Below are 22,711 nucleotides of genomic sequence, written 5' to 3'. Positions count from 1 at the left end.
TCCGGAAGGTCCTGGTCAGGACCCGCTTGCGCATCATCGAGTCACCTGTGGTGGTGGCCAAAGCAAAGCCGACTGTAGGCGTCGGCACCGCAGGAGGTGTCAGTGCAACACCGAACACGCAGACTTCGCGATCCAGCTGCCGCCTCGTAGCAGGACCGCGCCGACGGTACCGCCGTCCGAAACGGCGGATACAACCAAGCATGCGCAGGAGCAGAGTCAGCGGTCCGCCAATCGCTGACAAGCGGGCACGGCATGACGGTCCGGCCATCGCCACCCCGTCACGTGGTGATATTCGAACTCGGACGCCGTGACGTGGTGCCGCACGTTCTGCCTCGCATTCGACCAGCCAGGACGTGCCGCCTGCGCGTGTAGCAGACATTCGCTACCGCGCCTCGACCGGTGTCCATCACCACGAGGGCTTGGTTCAGCGCGCCCAGATCACCCGCAGCGACGTCACTACACCCGCGCGGCGGAAGGAGAATCACATGGCCGCAGCAAAGAACAATCCCTTGGGGCGCAACGGTTTCCGTGGCGCCGCGGCCGCACTGCCCCGCGACATCGCACACGTGCATGGGTTGCGTCCGCCCCCGCCTCCCGGCGGACCGGCAGCGGAGCGCGAGGCCCGGCAAGCCGCGCAGACGAGCTCCAGCTCGATGGCATCGCCGGAGCATACGGCCAACCACGCCACCCACCGGCGGTGTGCTCCAGACCTCCAAGCACCGGTGGCCCCCGCCGCGCTCCCGGAGGGAGAACCAATGCCACTCGCCGGACCGGCTCACGCGCCAGTCGATCCCGAGTGCGTGCGTGCTCTCGAGGCCGAGCTCGCGCAGACCGCCCGGCGAACGTGGCCACAACTGCCCGCCGCCGACACGGTGGCTGCGCTGGAAGCCGGAATGCTCGCCGAGGCTGCCGCCGCAGCCCCCGCCCTCCAGGGCAACGCCGACATGCCCGCTGATCACGGAGACAAACAGGGCCAGGAGAACGCCGCCGAGGGCGCCAGTCACGACGGTGGCGCGGGCCGCCCTGTGTCCGCCAAGGTCGCTGCCGCCGCCACCATGCAACGTCAGGGTCTGCCGTCGACGGTGTCTGACCCAGTCGACTGGTCCGGCTTCGGCACCGTCATCCCGGTGCTGGCCGGTTCGCCTGGTGCCGGGGCGTCGGTGCTGGCCGCCCTGCTCGCTGATGTGCTGCAGATGTCGCAGCGCTGCACGCTGATGGTCGACCCTGCTGACCCGCCCCGGTCGGGGCTGGCGATTGCGGCTCGGTCGGAGGGCCCGTGGCGCATCCGGCCGAACCCGCATGTCAACATCCGCTATTCCTGGCGTGCGCAGGCCTTGCTGGCGCGACTTGAGACCGCACTGCCGGTGGTCGCGCCCGGCGCTGTGCCGCCGCCACGGTTTTGGCGGCCACCCGTGCGGCACCTGCACGCGACCGTCGTCGACCTGGGTCACGACCCCTGGCGAATCGCGGCGCACCCGCTCTCCGGAGCAGGGGAATGGCTGCGGCGAGGAACGCCCCAGCCGCGACCGGTACTGGTCGTCCGGCCGTCCCGGCCGTCGCTGCTGCACGCTGAGCAGATCTTGGCGCGGCTGGACCCATGGGTCGCCTGCGCCGCGGTGATCGCACCGGTGCAACTGGTGGTGATGGGCGCGAAGCGCTGGCCCGAGGGAGTCGCTGGTGCTGCGGGGCGCCGGGTGTCCGGACTGGTTGAGAACGCGGTGTTCGTGCCCTACGACGCCGAGTTCGCCGCAGCCGGAATCACGTCCGCCCACACGCCGGCACGCCTGCGCGAAGCAGTCACGCCGGTGCTGCGCAACTGGGGTCTTCTCCCTGCGCCCGCAGCCACGGCCAAACGCTGGAACATAAGGGGGCGCTCATGATCGAGCACATCGAAACAGCCCAGTTCATTGCCCAACAGATCCCGAATCCGGGACCAGTCGCACCGCCAGGCAGCGAGAAGATCCTGCAAGCGGTCGGCCACGCCAAGTGGGGCGCGGGCATCGCCTTGCTCGTCGGCTTCTTCATCGGTCTGCTGGTGTGGGCGGGCGGCAGGTGGGTCGATCACCACCGTGCCGGCCGCATCGGCGTGATCATGATGCTCTGCGCGCTCGGCGGCGCCCTGCTCTACGGCATCGGACACCAACTCATCTCGCACTTCGCCGGAACGGGGGGCTGATCCGATGACGTCGGCACCTACCGAACACCGGGCCCGAAACCGCGCGGGAGTGACCTTGGCGGGCATCGCTGTACTGATCGTTGCGGTAGTGACCGGGATCGCCATAGTGGTGATCACACACCGTGTGACCTGCCCGGACAACACGACGTCGGCAACACCAGCCGCACCAGCTACCTCATCGGCGGCGTCGAGCAGCTCAACGCCGGTCACACCAAACGACACCGATGCGGAGGAGCGCGCACTGGCTGCACGTCCGATGGTGCGGTTGCCCGCCCAGGCAGCGCAGCCGCAGGCGATGACCACCGCGACGGCAGGTCCGGAGATCGACGTTCCCGAGCCCCGGGTGACTGCTGCGCGGTGGATTCCTGGCGGGTTCCCGCCCACGCCGGAAGGCGCACTCGGGCAGCTCAAGGCGCTCAACGAGACGGCACTGGCCGCCGGTGATCCGCAGGTCTATGCCCGGGCCTACAGGGATATGTCACGGGCAGGCGCTCCCGATCCCGACTCAACGGGCTTGTTCTCGCTGCTGACCAGGCTCCGAGCGACCGCCGAGCTTCCCGCGACGGGATCGGTCAGTGGACTGTCGGCCGCCTTCGAGGTCAACCACGGTCAGGTCAAAGGCACCGCCACCGACGGCACCTACGTCGTGGTGTGCGTGCTCGGTCAGTTCTCGGTGGACTATCAAGGCCAGGTCGTGACCGCCGGTGTCGGAGACTGCCAGGCGATGCGCTGGACCGGAATCGCCTGGCGGATCGCGGCAGGCACGTTGGCCGCGCCAGCACCGAGCGCCTGGCCGGGCAGCGCCGACGCCGTCAAGGCCGGCTACCGGGAGCTGAGCTAGCCATGTGGCCCTTCGACGACATCGGCGACGCCATGGGCGGCGCGCTCAAAGAGATGATCGCCAGCGCTTTCGAGTCCGCCATGAAGGCGATCTGGGATGCCAGCCTGGCTGTGCTGCGCACCGCGTTCTCCCTGGCCGATCAGTTCTCGGTGTTCTCCGTGGACACCCGAACCGGCCCGGTCTCGATCCTGTGGCCGATGATGCTCTGGATCAGCGGCGTCATGGCCTTGGGGCTGTTCTTCTGGCAGCTCATCATGACCAACCTGCGCGGAGGCCGCGGGTTCATCCGGCTCGTCAGCGGCCCGGTGCAGTACGGCATCGCGCTCGCGGTCACCGTCGGTATGGTCGCCGGGTTCCTGGCCGCGGTAGACGGGCTGACCACCGGCATCCTCCAGTACGGACTCCAGAGCAAGAACTTCACTGACGCGCTTGACCACACCAGCTTCGGGGACGCTGCGGTCGACGGCGTCACGGCAGTCGTGCTTGGCATCTGTGCGTTCATCGGGGTGCTCCCGGCCGCGATCGGCTACGTGCTCGAGATGCTGTTTCGCGAAGCCGCGATCTACGTGCTGGTGGCTACGATCCCGATCGTCGCAGCGGGCCTGCTGGCCAACGTCACCGCGAGCTGGTTTTGGAAGACCTGCCGATGGCTTCTGGCCTGCATCGCGATGAAACCGGTCCTAGCGATGACGCTGGTGCTCGGCGTGGCCATCGCCGGCGGCTCCGAAGGCTTGTCGGGCCTGCTGGCTGGGGTCGGCGTGCTGGTCATCTCCCTGCTGGCACCGTTTGTCCTTTTTAGATTGTTCGCGTTCATCGACCCCGAATCCGACGCCGGCGCGGCTTTCCGCGACGCGCTGTCCGGGGTCGGAGTCGACTCCTACGGCTCGAACAACCCCGCCATACTCGCCGCTGGCGCGGCCGGAGGCGGCGGAGGCGGTGGCGCGCAGGAAGACGCCAACACCAGCCGGTTCGACGAGGCGATCGCCGACCACGCAGGCGGCTCGATGGACAAGTCCGGGGTCGGCAACTCCGCCGACGGCGACGACCAGGATTCGGCCTCCAGTCAGAGCACCGGAGGCACCGGTGGCGGTAACGCGGACGGCAGCGCGGCAGCTCCATCGCCGGCCAACAGCGGGCAGGTCGTGTCCTCCAGCCGCAGCAGTGGCCCCGGCGGCGCCGGCAGCGGCGACGAGGACCCGCCACCTCCCGAACCGCCCGACAGCGGCGGTGGCCAGCCCTCACCCCCGCACGGCGGGGACGGCGGGTCTGGTCCGAAGTCCGGCGGCAGTGGCGGCGGAGGCGCCGCGGCCGGTGAAGCAGAAGAAGCGGCGGTGATCGTATGACCTCGGCCATGCCTCGCATCTACCGCGGGCTCAACCGGCGTGAGCACTCCGGCTGGATCATGGGCTTGACCCCGGTGCAGGTGCTGGTGTGCATCGCGCTGTCGGTGCCGGTGTTGTGGACGGTCTCTGCGGGCCAGTTCGCCGACGCGGCGATCCTGCTGCTGATCTGCGGCACCATCGCCGCACTGGTCATGGTCCCGGTCCGGGGCCGTCCGGCGTTGCGCTGGCTGTGGCACCTGGTGCTGTACCAAGTCGGCATCGTCACCGGCTGGTCGCGGTGGCAGTCCAAAGCCGCCGCCGGCGCCTCGGTCGACCCGGACGAACCCGACTTGCCCGGTGTGCTCCAGCGCATCAGCTTCCCGGACGGCCCGCAGTTCAAGGACGCCGGGCGGGTGTGCCTGATCCACGACACCGCCGAAGGCCGGTGGGGCGCAACGGCCCGCCTGACCCATTCCGGGGTCGGGATGCTGTCCACCGAGCAGTGCGAACGGCTCGCCTCCCGGCTCGGGAACCTGCTGTTGTCGCTGGGGCACCGCGAGGTCATCGACCGGATGTGCCTGCTGGTGCGCACGGTTCCCGACGACGGCACTGAGTACGAGGTGTGGCGCGGCGACCACGAGGTGCCCGACGCTCCAGGCCTGTCCCGGCAGGCCTCCAACGAGCTCGACCGCACCATCGGCAACGTCAGCGTCCGGCACGAACTGTTCGTCACCGTGTCCGGCCCAGAGGCCAAACTGCGCAAGCCTGCGGCCGCTGCCGGCGGCGGGGTGGCCGGCCGGGCGCACGCGCTCTATCGGGTGCTTGACGGCCTGGAGGACCCGCTCAAGGCGCTCGGCGTGCAGACCGTGGAGTGGCTGGACGGCGCCGGCATGGCCGAGGCCCTGCGCACCGGGTTCAACCCGGCCGCCCGCGCGGTGCTGGCCACCGCGCACGAACGCGGCGTGCCTGGACGGGGCCTGGAGAAGGCGGCCGCCGGGCCGACCGAGGCGCCACCCCCGCCGCCGCGCTCCTACACCCACGACGGGTTCACGTCCGTGGCCTACACCGTGTTGATGCCGGAGGCGGGCACGGTGTTCGGGTCACTAGGGCCGCTGCTGGCGGTGCGTACCGCGGGGGAGCGGCGCACGCTGGCGATCCACTACGAGGTGCTGGACTCCCGTCGGGCGCACCGCGCGGTCCAGGGCAACCGGTTTCGGTCGAACGTGATGACCGACTGGAAGCGCAGCAAGGGTTTCAACACCACCGCAATGGACGAGCGTGAGGCGTCCGGTGCCCGTGCACAGGAACGGGCGGTCGCCGCCGGCCACAGCGTGGTGCGTTTCGCTGTCGCGGCCTCGGTCACGGTGCCCCGGACCTGGAACATCGAGGACCACGCTGCGCACCTGGAGAACGACGCCTCCGGCCGGTTCCGGCTGCTCCGGCTCGACCTCGCCCAGGACTCGACGTTCGTGGTGGCCGTGCTGCCGGTCGGGGTCGGACTGCCCCGCCAGCGAGGAGGTCTGCTGTGAGCCGCAGCAAGACGGGCGAGCGCAGCGCGGCCGAACTGCTCGGTGCCTTCGGCGCCCCGCCGACGACGAAACCACCCGAGGAGAACAAGCGCCGCGGCCGGGACCGGGTCAACCGGCCGATCGCGCCGCGGCGCGGTCGCACCCTGCCCGGCGAGGGCTGGTCGCCAGTGGAAGCGCCGCTGGCGGTCTACCAAGCGGCCACCTCGGAGATCGGCGGGCTGTTCCCGCTGCTGGCCGCCAACGGCATTCCCGCAGTGGGCGCCCGCATCGGTTACGACACGTTGAGCGGCGGCGCGTTCTACGCCCACCCCATCGAGTGGGTGTTGCGCGGGTTGGCCACCAACCCGAATTGCGTGGTGTTCGGCGAGCCGGGCCGCGGCAAGTCCAGCACCGTCGTCGCGTTTCTGCTGCGGATGATGTTGTTCGGGGTCAAGACCCTGATCAGCGGGGACGTCAAAGGAGAGTACTCGCCGTTGCTGCGGGCGCTGGGCATCACGCCGATCGCGCTGGGCCGCGGCAGCCAGGCGCGGCTCAACGCCCTCGACCTCGGGCCGTTGCGCACGCGGTGGGACGGCTGGTCGGTCGCGCGGCAGCGTGAAGAGCTCGAGGGCGTGCTCGGCCGGTGGGTGAAACTGCTGGTCGCGCTGGCCGAGGCGCAGGGTTACCGGCCGACGGTGACCGATGAGGCCGTGCTCTCGGCGGTGCTGCGGCGGCTGGTCGGGGCGCACGACGGCTACACCGCGCTGACCCCGGTGACCATTCCCGACGTGCAGCGCCAGCTCGCCGATCCGGACCAGGAGCTCTGGGATGGGATGCGCTTCGCCGACCGCCGGCAGTTCCTCGACGCGCTGCGCCCGATCACCGACGCGCTCGGCAACCTGATCAGCGGGCCACTGTCGGGTCTGTTCGACGAGCAGACCAACTTCGAGCTCGACTGGGACGCCCCGGTGCAGTCGATGGATCTGTCGCTGCTGCGCTCCCGCGGCGATCAGGCCGTGGCCGTCGCGCTGACCTGCCTTGGGTCGTGGTCGTCGATGGTCACCGACCTCCAGGACGACGGCGAGATCCGCATCGTGGTGCGCGACGAGGTGTGGCGGCAGATGCGGCTCGGGCTGCGCGCGGTGCAAGCCGTGGACTCCGATCTGCGGCTGTCGCGCGCGGAGAAGAAGATCCAGATCCTGGTCATGCACAAGCCGTCCGACCCGTTGTCGGTGGGCGCGTTCGGCTCGCAGGAAGTGGCCATCGCCAAGGACTTGCTCGCCCTGTGCTCAACCAGAATCCTCTTCGGACAGAGCACTAGGGTGGCCGACGAGCTCGCCGAGGACTTCGCCCTGAGCGAGCGCGAACAGGACGTCACCGCCGACTGGGCCATGGAGCGTGTCGGCCGGGCGCTGTGGAAGATCGAGAACAACCCCGGCTACAAGGTTCAGACCGTGCTCTCGCGCGCTGAGAAGCGGATCTTCGACACGAACGCGCAGTTGCGCACACGGCAGGCGGAATAGCCGATGGGTACCGCTGGGGGCGTCAAGACCGCTCTGATCGCCGGGATCGCCCTGGCGGTCTACCTCGTGCTCGTCATGCCCGCGCTGTTGTTGGGCACGGTCTTCATGGCGACGCAAGGCAGTGCCATCGGCGTCACTGCTGCCGCGGAGGCCAACTGCGGCTTTCAGCATCCGTTGGCCGACTTCGGACCGGGCGGCAGCACCCAACACATCGGTAACCAGCAATGGACGGGGGAGCAGCTGACCAACGCGCAAACCATCGTCACCATCGCGGTCCGGCGCACGCTGCCCAAGCGGGCCGCGGTCATCGCGGTCTCGGCCGCGATGGTGGAGTCGCAGCTGCGCAATCTGTCCTACGGTGACCGCGATTCCCTGGGGTTGTTTCAGCAGCGGCCTAGCCAGGGTTGGGGATCGCGCGAGGAAATCCTGCACCCGCCGTATGCCGCCAACACGTTCTATGACCACCTGATCGCACTACCCGGCTGGCACACCATGCCGCCGGGCGTGGCTGCGCAAGCTGTTCAACGATCCGGCTTTCCTGACCGCTACGCCCCGCAAGAACCCGTCGCCGCGGAGATCGTCGCCCGCTACTGGCAGGGCCCGGACAACCCAGTACCCCCAGCGCCGCCGGGCCAGACATCACCGATGCAGCAAGTCAATCTCACCCACGGCGGATGCCCAGACCAGGGCGGGTCGGACCTGCCACTCGACCCCCAGAAGCTCCCTAACGACTTCCAGCTGCCCATTGACCCAGCGCAGTCCGCTGCCGTGTCCTATGCCCTTGCCCAGCTAGGCAAGCCCTATGTCTGGGGCGCCACCGGACCAGATGCCTTCGACTGCTCCGGCTTGATGCAGGCCGCGTGGGCGAACGCTGGCGTCGGAATCTCACGCACCACCACCACGCAGCGCCACGACGGCGTGGCGGTGGGATCACTGAACCAGATCCAACCCGGTGATCTGCTGTTCATCCCCGGCAGCCTCGGCTCACCCACCAATCCACGCCACGTCGGGATGTACGCCGGGCACGGCGTCGTGGTCAACGCCTACGACAGCTCAACGGGCGTGATCCTCGAAACTTTCGATGCCTGGGCACCCAACGTCGTGGCTATCCGACGCATCGCTGTTGGCGGCGATCATGCACCATCACGCTGAGGGACTCACGGACATGAGGCAGACCATCTCACCCACGACCGATCGAGACCTGGCCCTGATAGGGCTGTTGATCGCCGTGCTGACAATGCTCATCGCCCTGACCGGCGTGTTGATGCTCGGAGTCGCCGTGACGACCACGCTGGTCGGGGGACCGTGGTCGATGCCGGGCGTGGGATCCTGGCCGTCCGGGGTGTTCGGCATCATGACGAACCCCGGGCAGCCAGGCGACGCACTCGGACCGCCCTGGTCGCGCGCGCTATCCGGGCGGACGGGTTGGTACTGGTCGATCATCGTGTTGCTGCTGGTGCTCGAGGTTGGGGCCGTGCTCGGCGTCGCGGTGCCATTGTGGCGACGAATCGGCCCAACGCAGGCCGGACACGCCACCCGCGAGGACATCCGGCAGGAGCTGTCCGTATCCGCAGCCCGCAGGACCGCCGAGTGGACTCGGCCGGGCCTGCCGCCGGGGCAGGTGCGTCGGGCACCGCTCAAGGAGGTCGCCGCGCCGCTGCACCTGTCCCCACATCGGCTGCCGATGTGCACGCCGCTGGAGTCCCCGACAGGCACGCTCGCGCCGACCCAGTCCGGTAAGTCACGCCGCGATCTAGTGCACAAGGCCATCGACGCCCCCGGCGCGCTGCTGTGTTCGACCACGAAGCCGGACCTGCTGGAGTTCTCCGCATTGCTGCGCACGATGCGGTTCCACGGTGGACCAGTGCTGGTCTACGACGCGACTGGCGCGGTTCCCTGGCCCGCGCAGCTGTTCTGGTCACCGATCGAGGGATGCGAGGACACCGACGTCGCCTACCGCCGCGCGCACACGATGGTGGAAGCCGCCTCGGTCGGGCTGGCGCACGTCGGCGGCAACGACAAGGTGTTCAGGGACCGAGCGAAGGTAGTGTTGCAGGCGTATTTGCTCGCTGCGGCCATCCATCACCGCGACGTTGGGGATCTGGTGCGGTGGGCGATGTCCAGCCCCACCGACCAGGAGCCGGTGAAGTTGCTCCAGCAGGCGGGATACGTCGAGCACGCCCGCAACCTGCGCAGTGAGATCGGCATGGTCGCCGAGACGTCGGATGCGGTGTGGATGTCGGTGCGCCGGGTCGTCGAGCCGCTGATGGACCAGCGGCTGCGGAGGCTGTGCACCCCTCGCCCAGGCGAAGGCTTGGACGTTCGCAGGTTCATCGCCCAGCACGGCTCGCTCTACATCATCGCCGGACAACACCAAGCCGCGCAGGTCGCGCCGATCCTGACCGCGTTCGTCGAGCACTGGCTGACCACCGCGCAGGAGATAACTCCGCACACACCCCACCGGCGCCTGGACCCGCCCTGCACCGCGATTCTGGACGAGTTGACAAACGCGACCCCGGTGCCGCAACTTCCGGACATCATCTCCGATTCCGCTGGTCGAGGCGTGCTGATCCACTGGGGTGCGCAGTCCATGGCTGCGCTCGAGGACGCGTTCACCCCGCAGCGCACACGCCAGCTATTGGACAACACAACGACGCTGAGCGTGTGGGGCGGGATCAAGGACCAGCGGACCCTGGAATGGGTGTCCATGTTGACCGGCCACCACGAACGGCGTCGTTATCAACAGCAATCCACCGGGGCTTTCAGTCCAGGCCGCACTGCGGTCGGCACCGAGACCGTCCCGACCTACCGACCCGGCGATGTGCGCCGCATCCGACGCGGCCGAGTGCTGGTGATCCACCGCCACCTCGACCCGGTTCTCGGATACACGGTGGACGTGAAAGAGCGCAGCGACTGGCCACGCATTCGTGACCACATCACGGCGGTGCGCCACGGGGAAGTGCCGGTCGGGCCCGACGGTTTCGCGCTGGCCTCATCGAGTGGGCCGCGCGAGTCGGGCACGCACCAGACGGGTACTTACCCATGACGGAACTACCCGAGTACGAGCGTCGCACGACTGGCCATGACCACGGCGAACGGGACAAGCAGATCGCCGCGATCACCGAGATCGTCGGCACTGTCGCGCAAGCGCAGCGTCGGCTCGAAGGGCGGATCAACAAGCTGGCGAAAACCATGGCTGACTCACCAGCAGCCGAGAAACAGGAGGAGGACCGGGCCGCACCGGCGGCATGGGTGTGGTTCTTCCCGCCCGCAGCTGTCGAGGACGAACCTGCCGCCGGCCAGGATCCGCCGGTCACGGTCGAGAACTTCGTGACGTGGTATAACGCCACTTTCGTCGGCACCGAGGGCAGCAGGTCCAAACCAATCCCTGCGTGCTGGCAGCAGCATCCTGGGCTGGCGATGGAAGTCGCCGCGCTTGCCTACAGCTGGCGCGCGGCCAACATCGGGCCGTCGGCCAGCGCTCGCGAGTCCCAGTCCTGGCTGCACCAATGGCGGCCGGCTTTTGCCGACCGCCTCACGCGAGACTGGGTGCACGCCGACTGCCTCGACGGCGACCATCGAGACGGCGGAGCCCCGCCGCGGGAGAACCGGTTTGCTGCCGGGCAGCACGCCGCCGTCATCGACCAGGCAAGGTGATCGGCATGATGACCGCGAACGTGCCGAACTCGAGGCGCCGCCAGGCAAACCGATTGCATCCCAGCGGGCTGCGACACACGGCGAATGGAAGGACGGCGAGGCGCTGTTCCTGCGCTGCAACATCTGGCGCCAGGCGGCAGAGAACGTCGCCGAGTCGCTGACCCGTGGATCCCGCGTGATCGTGCAGGGCAGGCTCAAGCAGCGCTCGTTCGAGACCAAGGAAGGCGACCAGCGGACCGTCGTCGAGCTCGACGTCGACGAGATCGCCCCATCGCTGCGGTTCGCCACCGCCACCATCAACAAGGTCAAGTGAAGCTCCGCTACCGGATCCGGCGAGTCATCGTGGGAAACAGGCGCAGAAGCAGCCGCCGGGGAGCCGCCGTTCTGACCGATTGAGTCCCGGGGCAGACGGACATAGCCCGTCACGCTGCCCCCGGACATGCCATCCGGCCCAAGCGCCAGCCACATGACCCGAGCGCCGCGCGCCCCGACCGCGCAGGCCGCTCCCCGGGCCCGGGCATCCCACCCTTCCAGGATGCCCGGACCCGGGTCGTCCCATCGACCAACGCGCGGCGTTAGTCAGCCTCCAGCCGCCGACATCTCTAGCTCAGGCCTATTTGCGTAGGTGGCTCAGCGGCCCGCCGAAACCGAGGTTGCATCCGTTAACCCTGATGATTGTGGGCGCTCACACTCACTGTGCGCCACGCTGAAAACGCCCGGGTTGGGTAGTGCGTCGTCGCACCATCAGAGTCCGTCCAACTAAGGTTCTTCGTTCGGACAATCCTCCATAAAGGAACATTGAGCCTATCAGGTGAATGGTAGCTCACAAGAGGGCCACGATCGTCAAATCCCGTGACAATCATTGAACGATATTCGTAGTTCTTTGAATCAGGGAGCGACATTTGCACAATGTCTCCAACTTCAATGTCGCTCAGATAGTTAATCTTCCGGACCCGACCGGACTTCTTCGCAAACGAGTTCCAGAGCGCCGCATTATACCAGGACCAGGTTGATTCATAATACGGCTCACGATAGTACCAGTATACGCTGCCTTTATGATCGTCGGGTTGCTCGTTTACTGGTGCATATGGTTTCCATCCACCAGCCGCGAGAGCCTGACTGGCGAAGTTCGGGCTATCGCCGCCCTCACTCGCATCTCGTTCGCTCCAGCTATTGTAGTTACTGTTGTAATCTAGCGCATAGGTGCGAGCATAGGATGCGGCTGCTTCGGAATCGTACGATGGCGAGGAGGCAATACGTGCCGGCCGTCCAGTGTGGCCATAGAAGAGCGTCTCACCTAGCACCTTCGTCATGAGGTGGTAGCGGCTGAGGTTGGCACGCAGGGACACACTGGCCTCGACATGATAGAAGTAGCCCCCCTTTTTGCGTGTGTGCTTACCTTGCGGGTTAATTGTTGCACCCAAATCAGGATAGTTCTTTGACGCTTCTGAGCACTCCGTATCGCCTTCAAAAACATCAGCAGATATGTCTCTGCCATTCAGACGCGCAGCGAAGCTCCTCAACTTGGCGTGCGGTTGACAGCTTCCGTTACTGAGTACGACATCCGGATAGCTCTCCCGACCTTCGCGGTCCTCGTAGCCATGGAGTTGGATGACGTGAGTCGGACTCCATTCCGGCTTTGAGTCTTCCGGTACAGTGTCATAATACGAACTGTTCCAATCGCCCATTGTGAAGTTGGTATGCACCTTATGGAACAAGCTTTCGTAACTCCGCGCCATGTCTGAAACCCTGCTATTCTCATATACAGTACCGTCAGAATCGGTTCGACGAAGTGTACTGTTGTAACGGTTCGAGCCTGCCATCGCAAACATCTTCGCGTCTACGTCAACGAACATTTTAGCGCCGAGGTCGGCGGTAGTAGGATCGGTAACGGGGTGCGGCACCTCAACCACTTGATGCGCAGGGGACGAAGTGGTGTCGTAACGGAGTACGTAGAGTCCCCAATGACGTCTGGATGGATTGTCCTCATAGAAGACAAGGTAGTTGCGTTCGGTGACCGTGTCGGTCATGAACTCAAGTTCATATCCGTAAGCTTCCAGTGCCTCGTCAGCTGCCACCCTAGCAGATTCGGTGCCGCTGCCGTATGCTTTCCTCATCAAGGAGACAATATCTGCGATCTCGGCTTCGCTGTTGGCATCCCATCGGAATTCGTTAGTGTCCTCTCCTTCTGGAATGGTCCGGCGATAGTCCATTATAAATGTCTCGAGGTTCTTCCTGGTAGGATTCTCAACATCCCCTTCAGGTCGATTGTCGGAATGCCAAGTGCATTCAGTCTGAAGGTCAAGATTGTCGCCAGATGTGTAGTGGGGAGCTGACTCTCCGTCTGCCATCATGTAGCAACCAGGAGCACGGTACTCTCGACTCTTGTTCACGAAGCTGAAGTGCTTGTCAACAGGGGGATTCCGGTCGGTATTGAGACCCATGCAGGTCGAACGGGGTTCGATGCAGTCATTTGAAACCAGCGAAACAGTTGCTGAAATTGGCGACGATAGTTGGGTCCCGGGTCGAGCCTCAATATCAGCCGTATATAACACATCTTGGGTTAGCTTGTCCGGATACCCGATTCCCATTTCCAACGAGTTCGCTTGGCATGAGTCGAGTGAAATGACGTTATCCGGATAGGGTCGTGCGCTGGACGGTACATTGGTGCTCCACAGTATCCCGTCACTTTCCCACGTCTGCGACCAGAAATCGTAATCAGAATCTCCTCCATCGAAAGCACAGTACGGCCTAGTGCTGTCGGCGAGATCGTGATTCCACTGTGTGATTCCGATTTCAAGTCCCCAGTCATCGGGATTCAAGTCGGGGTCTGCGCCGTAATCTCCCTCCCATATGAACCTGCTCACGGATGCTCGCATCTCTTCGCCTGAGCGGACAGCGCTCTGTGTGAATCCAAACCAGTACGAGGGAAAATGTCCCGGTATGTCTTGACCGCTCGCCGACTGTCCTGTGATGTTCGTATCAGAGTTCTGCTTCGGGCGGCGTCCCCGTATCGTAGGAGCCTTCATCCCCTTCTTTGAAGGCCGCTTTCGTAGCTTATCTATTAGGACGCTTGCGTTGACGTTATGCTTGACGACAATGGCTGAAACAACCGGAGCAACGCCATACTTGTCGTCAAAAGCAGACTTCACCCAGCGGGCATCATCTTGGGCGCTCGCTCCGGGTGTGGGAAATAGACCACCGGCAACGCCGTTGCCGAATCTGTACTCCACGATCTCAGCTTTGTGAGCAGCTCCAGTTTCTAAGGCGTGGCGTATAGATACCGGATGCGATAACTGTACAACTTTGGTTTTCTTGTGCGTCTCCCGCTTGCCCTGTTGACTATTGACTGTGTGGTAATCGAATACTGCAAAGGCTTGGGTTGGCGTCAGGAAACTGATTGTCATCAGAAGTACAAGGGCAGCAGAAAGCCATCCCCTCGTTGATCTAAGCAATGTGAATCCCCCTCTGGCGTCGAGTTTACTGCTTGCGGAGCCGCCGCAGCGCGATCAATCCTAGGATTGCGCTGGAAGAAACTAGCATAGTAGCAATGAACATCGGGAGAAGCGGGATGTTGAACGGAACTGCGCCGCCACGAGCACCTCTCATTTCACATTGGACTCCCGCGAGTGTCTTATTCGAAGCTATTAGTGTTCCGCCAATAGTTTCGATTAGATCTTCGCAAACTCCTGAAACTGTTATCCACTGAAGTATCAACCAGCACAATGCCAGCGCACTGGCGCCGGTCTGTCCGAGTAGGAGAGCGCTTAGCCCGCGAGTGCCGAGGCGTGAAGATGCCCGACTGTGTCGGATCGAGCGGGATAGGTCACTCAAGCCAATAATTCCTCCCCTAGGCGTTACGTCCGGGTCATACTGCCTGCTGGCGCCGTAGGGGGCAAGGGTCGACAGTCGAATTGCCTAATACGACAGCCGTAGATCGTGATTTTCATGGTGCTGCCGGTTCGGCTTGGCGTCGGTAGTGGCTGGTTCTGGCGCGGTGTTGGTGTCGTCGTCGCCAGGTTGACCAGGTCAGTCGGTGCCAGATGCTGCTGATCGGCTGGGCGATCAGCACGTTGAACAGGTGGTGGATCTCGTTGCAGGTCAGCGAGATCAGGCCGTCGGGTGCAGGAGCCGCGGCGCGTTCGGTGACGGCGAGTACGACTAGGGATGCGTGGGCGAACATCGCGAGTACGGTCCAGCGGTGCCAGGAGGTCCAGCGGCGGACTTGGTGCTGGTCGAGCCCGGCCAGGCCCTTGCTGGCTTGGAAGGATTCCTCCACGGTCCAACGACGACCGGCAACGCGCACTAGGGTGGCCAGCGGCACCGGTTCGGGTGCGTAGCAACGGTAGAACGCCAGCTCGCCGGTGCTGCTGTTGCGGCGGATCAGCAACCAGCGCTGCCCCGGGCGGTCAGCGTCAGTGTCGATGGTGATCCAGGCCCAGTCGTAGAACCGCTGCCCTTGGATCCTGCTCCGGCGGACAGCCGCTGCCAGGTGTGTTTGGGCAGGCGGGCAGCGATGTGGTCGGCGCGCTGCTTTCCGGCGGCGGTGGTAGCGGGGTGGCTGCAGGCCACGGCCAGTACATAGCCCACCTGGCGCTGCTCCAGTTCCTCGCGCAGCCCGGGGTCGGCGCCGTAGACCTCATCGCCGGCGACCCAGTCCGCTGCGGCGCCACCGTCGAGCGCGGCCACGATCAGTTCCTTCGCGAGCGCGGGTTTGGTCGCGAACGTCACGTCGTCGGGCACCCCGGCCGCGGCCCGCCGATCTGGATCGTCGGACCAGGATCTCGGCAGGTACAGGGCACGGTCAATCAAAGCGTGACCACGGCTGGTGGCGTCACCGCCCGCCGATTGATGGTCATCGACGTCGACTCCGCCTTACGCCTGTCTGTTTACACCGTGGATTCGTTCGCCGGACCGCCGGATGTAGGCGCAAGCGCACTGGCTTCCGACGTCGCCGAGCCCGTCGCTGTGCGCGAGCCAGGCATAGCGCAGCATGCGATGGGGAGCCCAGGCGGTGTTCGCGCGCAGATTCTCGACGCGGTGCAAGACATCCTGAACCGATCCGGCGGCAGCACGTTCACGCCGACCGAAGTAGTGGCCGAGATGACTCGACGTGGCAGCAACTACGCCGAGTCCACTATCCGCACCATGATCACTGGACATATGTGCACCAACGCTCCTGACAACGCCGCCACCACCTACGACGATCTCGAGCGGGTTGATCGGGGGCGGTATCGACTTGCACGGGAAACTCGTCAATGACCATCCGAAACAGGCTTTCGCCTACGAGTCGTCCTCGGGTCGGGACTCGGCTGCGGGCTCGGATTGTGGGTCCCGTCTGACCGGTTGTCCCTGTAGCCGGCGTCCGAATCGCTCAAATGCCTGCCCAGTGAACTGGCGCGCTTCGATCGCCGCCTGTTCCGCACGCTTTCGAAGCTCGCCGGTGGCATCCCATACGGTCGGGGCAGGCCCAACCACCCATGAGTCGATCTGGGACTTCCGCAGCTCCGCGAATTCGTCGAGGTCTGTTCGCAGCTTCGTTGCCAGCGGGGGCAACTTTCGTCGGCTCATCAGGCGAAGTCCGTCCAGCGCGTGGAGACTTCCCAACTGGGCGAACCGTAGATGAAGAGTCACGGGCGCCACGAGGCGCTGATGGAAGCCGCGCGGGAGGTGGTGCCCGCCGCCGGTCATCGCAGTGATCGGTTGAAGCTGGAGGCAGGTCGAGCCCTGAGTTGAGGGCGAGGCCGGGGAACAGCCTCGACAATGTAGGGGCGGGGCTGCACCGCACCGGGTTCCCGCCGGTCCGTAGGTCGGTATGGCTCAAGCCTGCGAAGGTAATTGCGACTAAACAGTGTCCGTAGTGACCTCGGTGTCGCACTCGTTGCACGATTCGTTCGCGCTGGTCAGCTCCTGGCCGCACTCGGCGCAGGTCCTCTCTGGCTCGTCATCGAAATCGCCAGGAAAGAATCCTCATCGACATGGAAGTTCCCCTCGCTCGGTTGTGATTAACGACACATTGAGCGCGAGGAGGTGAGTTGGAGAGGGCGAATCGGACATCTCTTTCGCATTCATAGTTCCGCTAAGGTCGCACGATCCGCTCGTATGCAGTTTCGCTCTAACGTCGATGGCGCGGACCAGTTCGGTCGGTTCACCCCGCCCATCCCCGTCGAGAAGGGCGATCCGGTAGTGCGGCTGCGCAGGACTGAACCGCGCCTGGCCCGGCGGACGCCTTGCCTTAGTAGCTGAGGCCGGAGCCGAGGTCGGTGCTTTCGCCGAGTTCTTCGGTGTCGTCGTACTGGTGTTCTTCCTCGGCAACCTCGGCGGCGCGGGCGTCCTCGCGGCGATCGGTGGCTTCGTCGGCGTAGTCAGCGCCGAGCTTTTCGGTGTCGTCCTGGTAGTCCTCGCCGCGATCGATGACCTGGTCCCGCAGGGCGGCGATGCGCTCCTGATTGCGGGAGAACTGCTCGCTGGGGGTGGTCACGATGGGCCTCCATATCTCGGTGAGCTGTTTCCAGGCTCGGGCCTGCAGGCCGTCCCCGCTGGGTTGTGGTCCGATGGGCACGGCCGGGCTCGTGGTGCGGATGTTGTAGGTCTCGCGGTAAGCGGCGGCCGTCGCGGCGAGCTCGTCCCACCGCTGCGCGTCCGCTAGGTCGGCGGGCCGGGGGCCGAGTTCCGCGGTCCAGCCGGGTTGTTCGGCGGCGACGTCGGCGCGCAACTGCTCGGCGCGGTCGGTGATGGCCTGGCCTAGCCGGTCGAGGTGGTCGGCCAGCTCCGGTTGTTCGGTGAGTACTGCCGGGCCGGCGGTCTCCAGCCAGGGCAGGGGACCGATCTGGGGTTGCCGGGTTTCGCCGGGCGGGTCGGCGCGTTCGACCCGGTCCTGCACACGCCGGTAGAGCACGGCGGCCGGGTCGCGGGCGCGGTCGAGGCCGCGCAGGCTGTCGGCGTCCGGCACGACCTGCTCGATGTTCCACCCGAGGCCGTGGGCCTGGCGCAGCGCCCACAGCAGCGCCTGTTCGGCGCCCTGGCCGTAGACCTGCGGGGCGCGGTAGGCCAGGACGCGGTGGATCTGCTCGTCGCGGTGGTGATCGTCCGCGGCCCGCACGCCACGGCGGTAGCGGTGCGCGAGGTCGAACAGGCGTTCCGCGGCCGGCTCGTCGGTGACCATGTCGTCGCCAGCGAGCGCGGCGAGTAGATCGTCCGGGTCGATGTCGGCGCGCAGCCCGTCGAGGACGTCGTCCTGCTCGCGCTCGGCGCCGCCGGCGCGCTCGCCAGCGGGACTGTCGGCGGCGTCGGGTGGTGCCCAGTTGTCGATGAGCTGCCGCCAGGCGCGAGCCTTGAGTCCGTGGCCGTCGGGCTCCTCGCCGAGCGGTTGGCGCGGGTCGTTGGTGGTGATGGTGTAGGTGTCGCGGTAGGCGGCGCCCAGCGTGGCGAGGTGGTCCCAGCGTTCAGCGGCGGCCGGGTCGTCCAGCGGCCGCGGGCCGAGAGCTGCGGTCCAGGCCGGCGGGGCGGCGGTGACGGTAGTCCGCAGCTCGGTGACGCGCGCGGCGATCGTGGTGTGCACGCGGTCGAGGTAGTCGGCCAGTTCGGGTTCGGCGGCCAGGCGGGTGTGGTTGGGGCGCGCCATCCACGGCAGTGCGGGGTGCCAGCCGGCGCCGTCGGCGCGCTGCTGGCGCAGCGCCACGGAGAGTGCGTCGTAGGCAAACCGGTGCGCATCCATCGGGTCGTGGGCAGGGCGGTGGGCGAGCTGGCGGGCGACAGTGGTGATCGCGGCGTCGGCGTCCAGGCCCTCGTCGACGGCCGCGGCCGCGCGCTGCCAGACCGGCATCCACGCGGGTTCTTCCACGGCCGCGGTCGGGTCGTGGCGCTCGATGAGAGTGCGCCAGTGGTTGATAGCGGCCATCGTGGGCGCGGCGGCTCGGTCGGTCGGTTGCTCGTGTAGCACGCGTTGCTGGATGCGCCATTGCAGTACCGCAGCCGGGTCGTCGACGTCGTCGCCCTCGATCGGACTGGTGGCCAGCGCGGCAGGCACCAGCTGGTCGGCCTGCCAGCCAAGGGCCTCGGCGGTGTGCAGCGTTTGCCGCAGCGCGGGCGTGGCCGGACGCTCCAGCAGTGCGGGGACGCGCTCGGTGAGCACCGCGTCGACGGTCTCCTCGGTGCCTATCAGGGCGACGTGGTCGTGGCGTCCGACGAGGGTGCGCAGCGACTCGGCCGCGGACAGCGAAGTGCGCAGTTCCTCGGTCGCCGACGTCTCCGCCGAGGAGCGGGTCAGCGCCGCCTCCAGGACACCGCGGGGTGTTTGTTCCAGCGGGGTTTCCTGGTGGGAGTCGATGGTGTGCTTGTGGGTCTCGACGTAGATCCGGTTGTCGCTGGCGGCGCGGGTGATCGCCGGGTAAAGCTGCTCGTGGCTCAGGCCCTGGGTGACGATGCTGTGCGCGGAGCCGCGGGAGTTCATGCCCTGAACGCGGTTCACCGTGGAGGTGTAGGCGAGCTCGACGTGTTCGGCGACGTAGTAGGCGGGCAGCACTATGGTGCCGCGGCTGGTCTGGTGGCGCACCTTGAGCGAGCCGTCCCGGCGCACGCGCACCACGTCCCAGGTGTCGCCGTTTTTGACGAAGTCCCGTCCGCTGAAGAGGGTTTTGAGTCGGTCGTTGTGGCGGGTGACGATCCAGTCGCCGCGGCTGGCGGCGGTGCCGTCGTGCAGGTGCGCGGCGCGGCCGGTATCGACGTCGCCGCGGTTGGTTCGCAGGGCACGGGCTTGCAGGTTCAGGCTGGTGACGTCCTCGTTCGTCGGCACGATCAGCAGGCTCGCCCGGCCTGCGTCGAGGTCGGCGCGCCAGGCCCGGTGCGCGGCGTCGCGTATCGTTTCGCGGCTGCCGCCGGTCACCCAGCCGTGCTCGAAGTAGTAGTCGAGGCCGGCGGGGTTTCCCGCGCGCAGTTCGAGGGAGGCGGCGGCCTGGTCGGGGTCGGCGAAGCGGACGACCTCCTTGAGCCGGACCGCGCCGTTGATGTGTTCGAACCAGCGGATCGCGCCCCCAGCTTCGACGGCAGCGAGTTGCTTGTCGTCGCCGACGAAACGGACGTCGGCGCCGTTGCGCAGCGCATAGGAGACGACGTCGTGCAGGGTGTGCGTGCCGGCCATTGAGACCTCGTCGATGATCAGCACGTCGCCACGGGCGAAGGCGAACGCCTGCTCGGCGACGCCCAGCTTCTGTGCGGTGGTGACCTGGTGCAGGGTGTGCGGGGTCGCGTCGATGGACTGGCCGAGTTCCTGCGCGGCCCGCGCGCTGGGCCCGAACGCGAAGACCCGGCCGCCCTCGGCGCGCACCGCGTCGGCGTAGACCTTCATCGTGGTGGTCTTGCCCGCCCCGGCCGGGGCGTAGAGCAGCTGCACGCGGCGGCCAGAGGTGGCAAACGCGAGGACGGCGGCGCGCTGGCCGGGATTGAGGCGACGTGCGCCGGCCAGGGCCTGGTTCACCGATGCCCGGCTCACCCGATGGCCGTCAGTGAGGCGCCCCCAGGCGGCCAGCGCGGCTTCCTCGCGCAGGGTCTGGTGGGTGGTGTAGCGCTGGGAGTTGTGCTCGACGAACACGCTCTCGCCGCTGGTGCGGCGTAGCGCGAAGGGCTCGTCGACCAGCGACGGGGCCTCCAGGGCAACGGTGTCGGCCGAGTGGGTGGCCGCGTGGACCACGTCGGCGATCAGCTGGTCGCGGCCGCCGTCGGCCACGCGCAGGTGCGCGGTCTTCCGGTGTGCCTCGGCTTCGATGTTCCAGGCGTTGAAGTGGCTGTAGTAGTCGGAGACGGTGCGAAGCGTGGCTGCGGCGAGTTGGTCGACGTCGATCTCGGACAGCGTTTCCGGTTCGCCGCCGAACACGCGCTGCCCGAGCTCGTCGACGAGCTCGGGCGCGACCATCTCGTGGGCCTGGCCACGCCAGCGGCGCAGGTGATCGGCTAGGGAACGCGCGGGCTGTTTCACGTCGCGGGTGCTGTACTGGGCGCGCCGCGAGAGCTCCAGGGTCTCCTTCGGGGTCGGTTCGCGGCCGTGTTCGCGGCGGAAGGCGACAATGCGTGCGGCGCGGTCCTGCTCGACCTGGGAGGCGCGCTGGGAGAAGCCGCTCAGCAGTTCGCTGGGCACACCATCGAGCTCCCACACCGGGCGTTTGAGGTCGAAGCCGCCGGCGGGCCGCTCGGTCCAGGCAGCGCCGTGCTCGCGAAACAGATCCCGAATGCGGCTGTTGTAGAACTCGCTCATGGTGACCGAGGCGGCCAGGATGGTGCGCCCGTCCAGGCTGGTCCAGCGCCCGTCTTCGCTTTGCACTTTCGCCGAGATGGGCACGTGGGTGTGCAGGTGCGGGTCGCCGGCGCGGCTGTCCCAGTGCTCGAAGATGGCCGCTGCGATCCCATTCACGTCGAGCTGGGCGTAGCCGCCGTCGCCGCGCCGGGTGTAGGCGACGTTGTTCTCCAGGTAGGTCAGTGTGTCGCGCACGGCCTGGCGGTGCAGGCCTACGATCAGCTCGCGGGTGGTCTCGTCGCTCAGCGCCCACGCCACGCTGACCGACTTGGGTGGGGCGAACACCATCTCGTAGCCGCTGGTGGCCGACTTCATGGCGCGCTTCTGCTCGGCCAGCCACTTGGTGAGCTCTGCGGTGGTGGGCTGCTGCCCGTCGTGGGCGTCGGCGTACGCCTGGACCTGGACGTCGCGGCGGATCCCGGCGCGCACGTCGTCGTCGACCGGGGCGCCGACCGGATGGTCGTGGTCGAGGTTGTACTGCTTGTAGGCGTCGATGACCTGGCTGCGCAGCTGATCGGTGCCGTCGTACTGGTAGAAGCGGTGGCCCAGCTTGGTGGCCGCAAGCGCCTCGGCCTCACTGTGCCCGGCGGCGATCATCTCAGCTTGGATGCGGTCCGCGTCTGGGTGCCGACCCTCCCCGAACAGCGCGTTCATCTGCGCCGCGGTGACCTCGCCGGACATGCCCAGTTCCGCCGCGACGGTGCCGAACCACTCGCCGGCCGGGTAGCCGTGGGCCAGGTAGTAGTCGCTCAGCGACTCGCCGGGCTCTAGCTCGCGGTCGCCGCAGGCGACCGCCCCGGTCAGGTACTCGTACCCGCCGGGGGAGAGCTTGCGCACGCCGATCATTCGAAAGGAAACCCCAAGTGTCCACATCAGTTGTCGTTTCCATGTTAATCCACATCAACTAGAGCTACACAAGTTGCTGTAACGATTCAGCACCGGCGAGCATGGCACATGCAAGAGGTGCTGTGTGCCGGTGAGCGGGCAGGCAGGGCGCGGGGCGGCCAGCTGGCCGTGTCGACCGGGGGAGGCGGCAGGAGTGAGCGGGCAAGGTCGTGCGGGGCCGTTGGGTGGGGACGGCGCGGCGGGCGGGCAACCGTGGGGAACCGGTCCGCGCGCACGAAAAAGCCCCCGGCGGAAACCGGGGGCTTTTCGGCGCGGCGGCGCGCTACTCGGTCGAGCGGCCCTGACGGGCGGCGCGGCGGTCGCGGCGGTTGGCGGCCTTGGCCTGACCGGCGCGCGGCACGATCTCGCGGCGGTGGTCGAACACGTCCATTTCGTCGTCGTCTTTGCGGATGCGGCGGCCGGTGCTGGGTCGGGTGCTCATCGCGGGTTCGCTCCTTGCTGCGGCTGGGATGACTGGGGCCGGGCGGGGTCCGGCTGCCCAGCCGGACCC

13 protein-coding genes and 2 pseudogenes are annotated in these 22,711 nt (G+C 66.8%); 11 read left to right on the top strand and 4 right to left on the bottom strand.

Annotated features, from left to right (window positions below):
* The first annotated feature begins 485 nt into the window (after positions 1–485).
* The 10 genes and pseudogenes from AMYHA_RS27930 to ssb all read left to right on the top strand — a co-directional run.
* Entirely contained in the window at positions 486–1,880 is a 1,395-nt protein-coding gene (locus AMYHA_RS27930; protein WP_231104723.1) for a hypothetical protein, read from the top strand.
* Positions 1,877–2,176, top strand: a complete 300-nt coding sequence (locus AMYHA_RS12385; RefSeq protein WP_034271148.1) for a hypothetical protein — start codon at positions 1,877–1,879, stop codon at positions 2,174–2,176. The genes AMYHA_RS27930 and AMYHA_RS12385 overlap by 4 nt, the downstream gene beginning before the upstream one ends.
* Positions 2,177–2,225: 49 nt before the next feature.
* The gene (locus tag AMYHA_RS12380; RefSeq protein WP_034271146.1) at positions 2,226–3,017 is read left to right on the top strand and encodes a hypothetical protein; all 792 of its coding nucleotides are present in this window, start codon (positions 2,226–2,228) and stop codon (positions 3,015–3,017) included.
* Between the two features lie 2 nt (positions 3,018–3,019).
* The gene (locus AMYHA_RS12375; protein WP_034271144.1) at positions 3,020–4,360 is read left to right on the top strand and encodes a hypothetical protein; all 1,341 of its coding nucleotides are present in this window, start codon (positions 3,020–3,022) and stop codon (positions 4,358–4,360) included.
* 8 nt (positions 4,361–4,368) lie between these two features.
* Positions 4,369–5,868 carry an SCO6880 family protein gene (locus AMYHA_RS12370; RefSeq protein ID WP_231104722.1) on the top strand — a complete coding sequence of 500 codons (1,500 nt, stop codon included), beginning with the start codon at positions 4,369–4,371 and terminating at the stop codon, positions 5,866–5,868.
* Positions 5,865–7,370, top strand: coding sequence for an ATP-binding protein (locus AMYHA_RS12365; protein ID WP_231104721.1), 1,506 nt, complete (start codon positions 5,865–5,867; stop codon positions 7,368–7,370). Before AMYHA_RS12370 ends, AMYHA_RS12365 begins: the two co-directional genes overlap by 4 nt.
* 3 nt (positions 7,371–7,373) lie before the next feature.
* A complete protein-coding gene (locus AMYHA_RS12360; protein WP_034271138.1) occupies positions 7,374–8,522 on the top strand; it encodes a C40 family peptidase in 1,149 nt (382 codons plus the stop codon).
* Positions 8,523–8,535: 13 nt separating this feature from the next.
* The gene (locus AMYHA_RS12355) at positions 8,536–10,416 is read left to right on the top strand and encodes a TraM recognition domain-containing protein (protein ID WP_051399813.1); all 1,881 of its coding nucleotides are present in this window, start codon (positions 8,536–8,538) and stop codon (positions 10,414–10,416) included.
* Positions 10,413–11,027 carry a hypothetical protein gene (locus tag AMYHA_RS12350; RefSeq protein ID WP_034271135.1) on the top strand — a complete coding sequence of 205 codons (615 nt, stop codon included), beginning with the start codon at positions 10,413–10,415 and terminating at the stop codon, positions 11,025–11,027. Before AMYHA_RS12355 ends, AMYHA_RS12350 begins: the two co-directional genes overlap by 4 nt.
* A gap of 52 nt (positions 11,028–11,079) precedes the next feature.
* Positions 11,080–11,334: pseudogene (ssb, locus tag AMYHA_RS27925) on the top strand (single-stranded DNA-binding protein); the annotation flags it as partial.
* 355 nt (positions 11,335–11,689) lie between these two features.
* Here the strand turns inward: ssb and AMYHA_RS26400 are convergent.
* Both AMYHA_RS26400 and AMYHA_RS27920 read right to left on the bottom strand, forming a co-directional pair.
* Positions 11,690–14,434: an amidase domain-containing protein gene (locus AMYHA_RS26400; protein WP_084037125.1), complete on the bottom strand. Its 2,745-nt coding sequence runs from the start codon at positions 14,432–14,434 to the stop codon at positions 11,690–11,692.
* Between the two features lie 539 nt (positions 14,435–14,973).
* Positions 14,974–15,860, bottom strand: a pseudogene (locus tag AMYHA_RS27920) (IS701 family transposase); the annotation flags it as partial.
* An 18-nt stretch (positions 15,861–15,878) separates the two neighbouring features.
* Between AMYHA_RS27920 and AMYHA_RS27000 the strand changes: the two are divergent.
* A complete protein-coding gene (locus tag AMYHA_RS27000; protein WP_456236145.1) occupies positions 15,879–16,289 on the top strand; it encodes a DUF7669 domain-containing protein in 411 nt (136 codons plus the stop codon).
* Positions 16,290–17,262: 973 nt separating this feature from the next.
* Here AMYHA_RS27000 and mobF read toward each other — a convergent pair.
* Both mobF and AMYHA_RS26995 read right to left on the bottom strand, forming a co-directional pair.
* A complete protein-coding gene (mobF, locus tag AMYHA_RS12325) occupies positions 17,263–22,152 on the bottom strand; it encodes a MobF family relaxase (protein WP_169732926.1) in 4,890 nt (1,629 codons plus the stop codon).
* Positions 22,153–22,483: 331 nt separating this feature from the next.
* A complete protein-coding gene (locus tag AMYHA_RS26995; RefSeq protein WP_157362056.1) occupies positions 22,484–22,642 on the bottom strand; it encodes a hypothetical protein in 159 nt (52 codons plus the stop codon).
* Positions 22,643–22,711: the final 69 nt, after the last annotated feature.

It is taken from the genome of Haloechinothrix halophila YIM 93223, assembly GCF_000504245.1.
In the GTDB taxonomy this organism is placed as follows: Bacteria; Actinomycetota; Actinomycetes; order Mycobacteriales; family Pseudonocardiaceae; genus Haloechinothrix_A; species Haloechinothrix_A halophila.
Note: the sequence above shows the minus strand (reverse complement) of the source record. Positions and strands in the feature narration are given on the sequence as shown.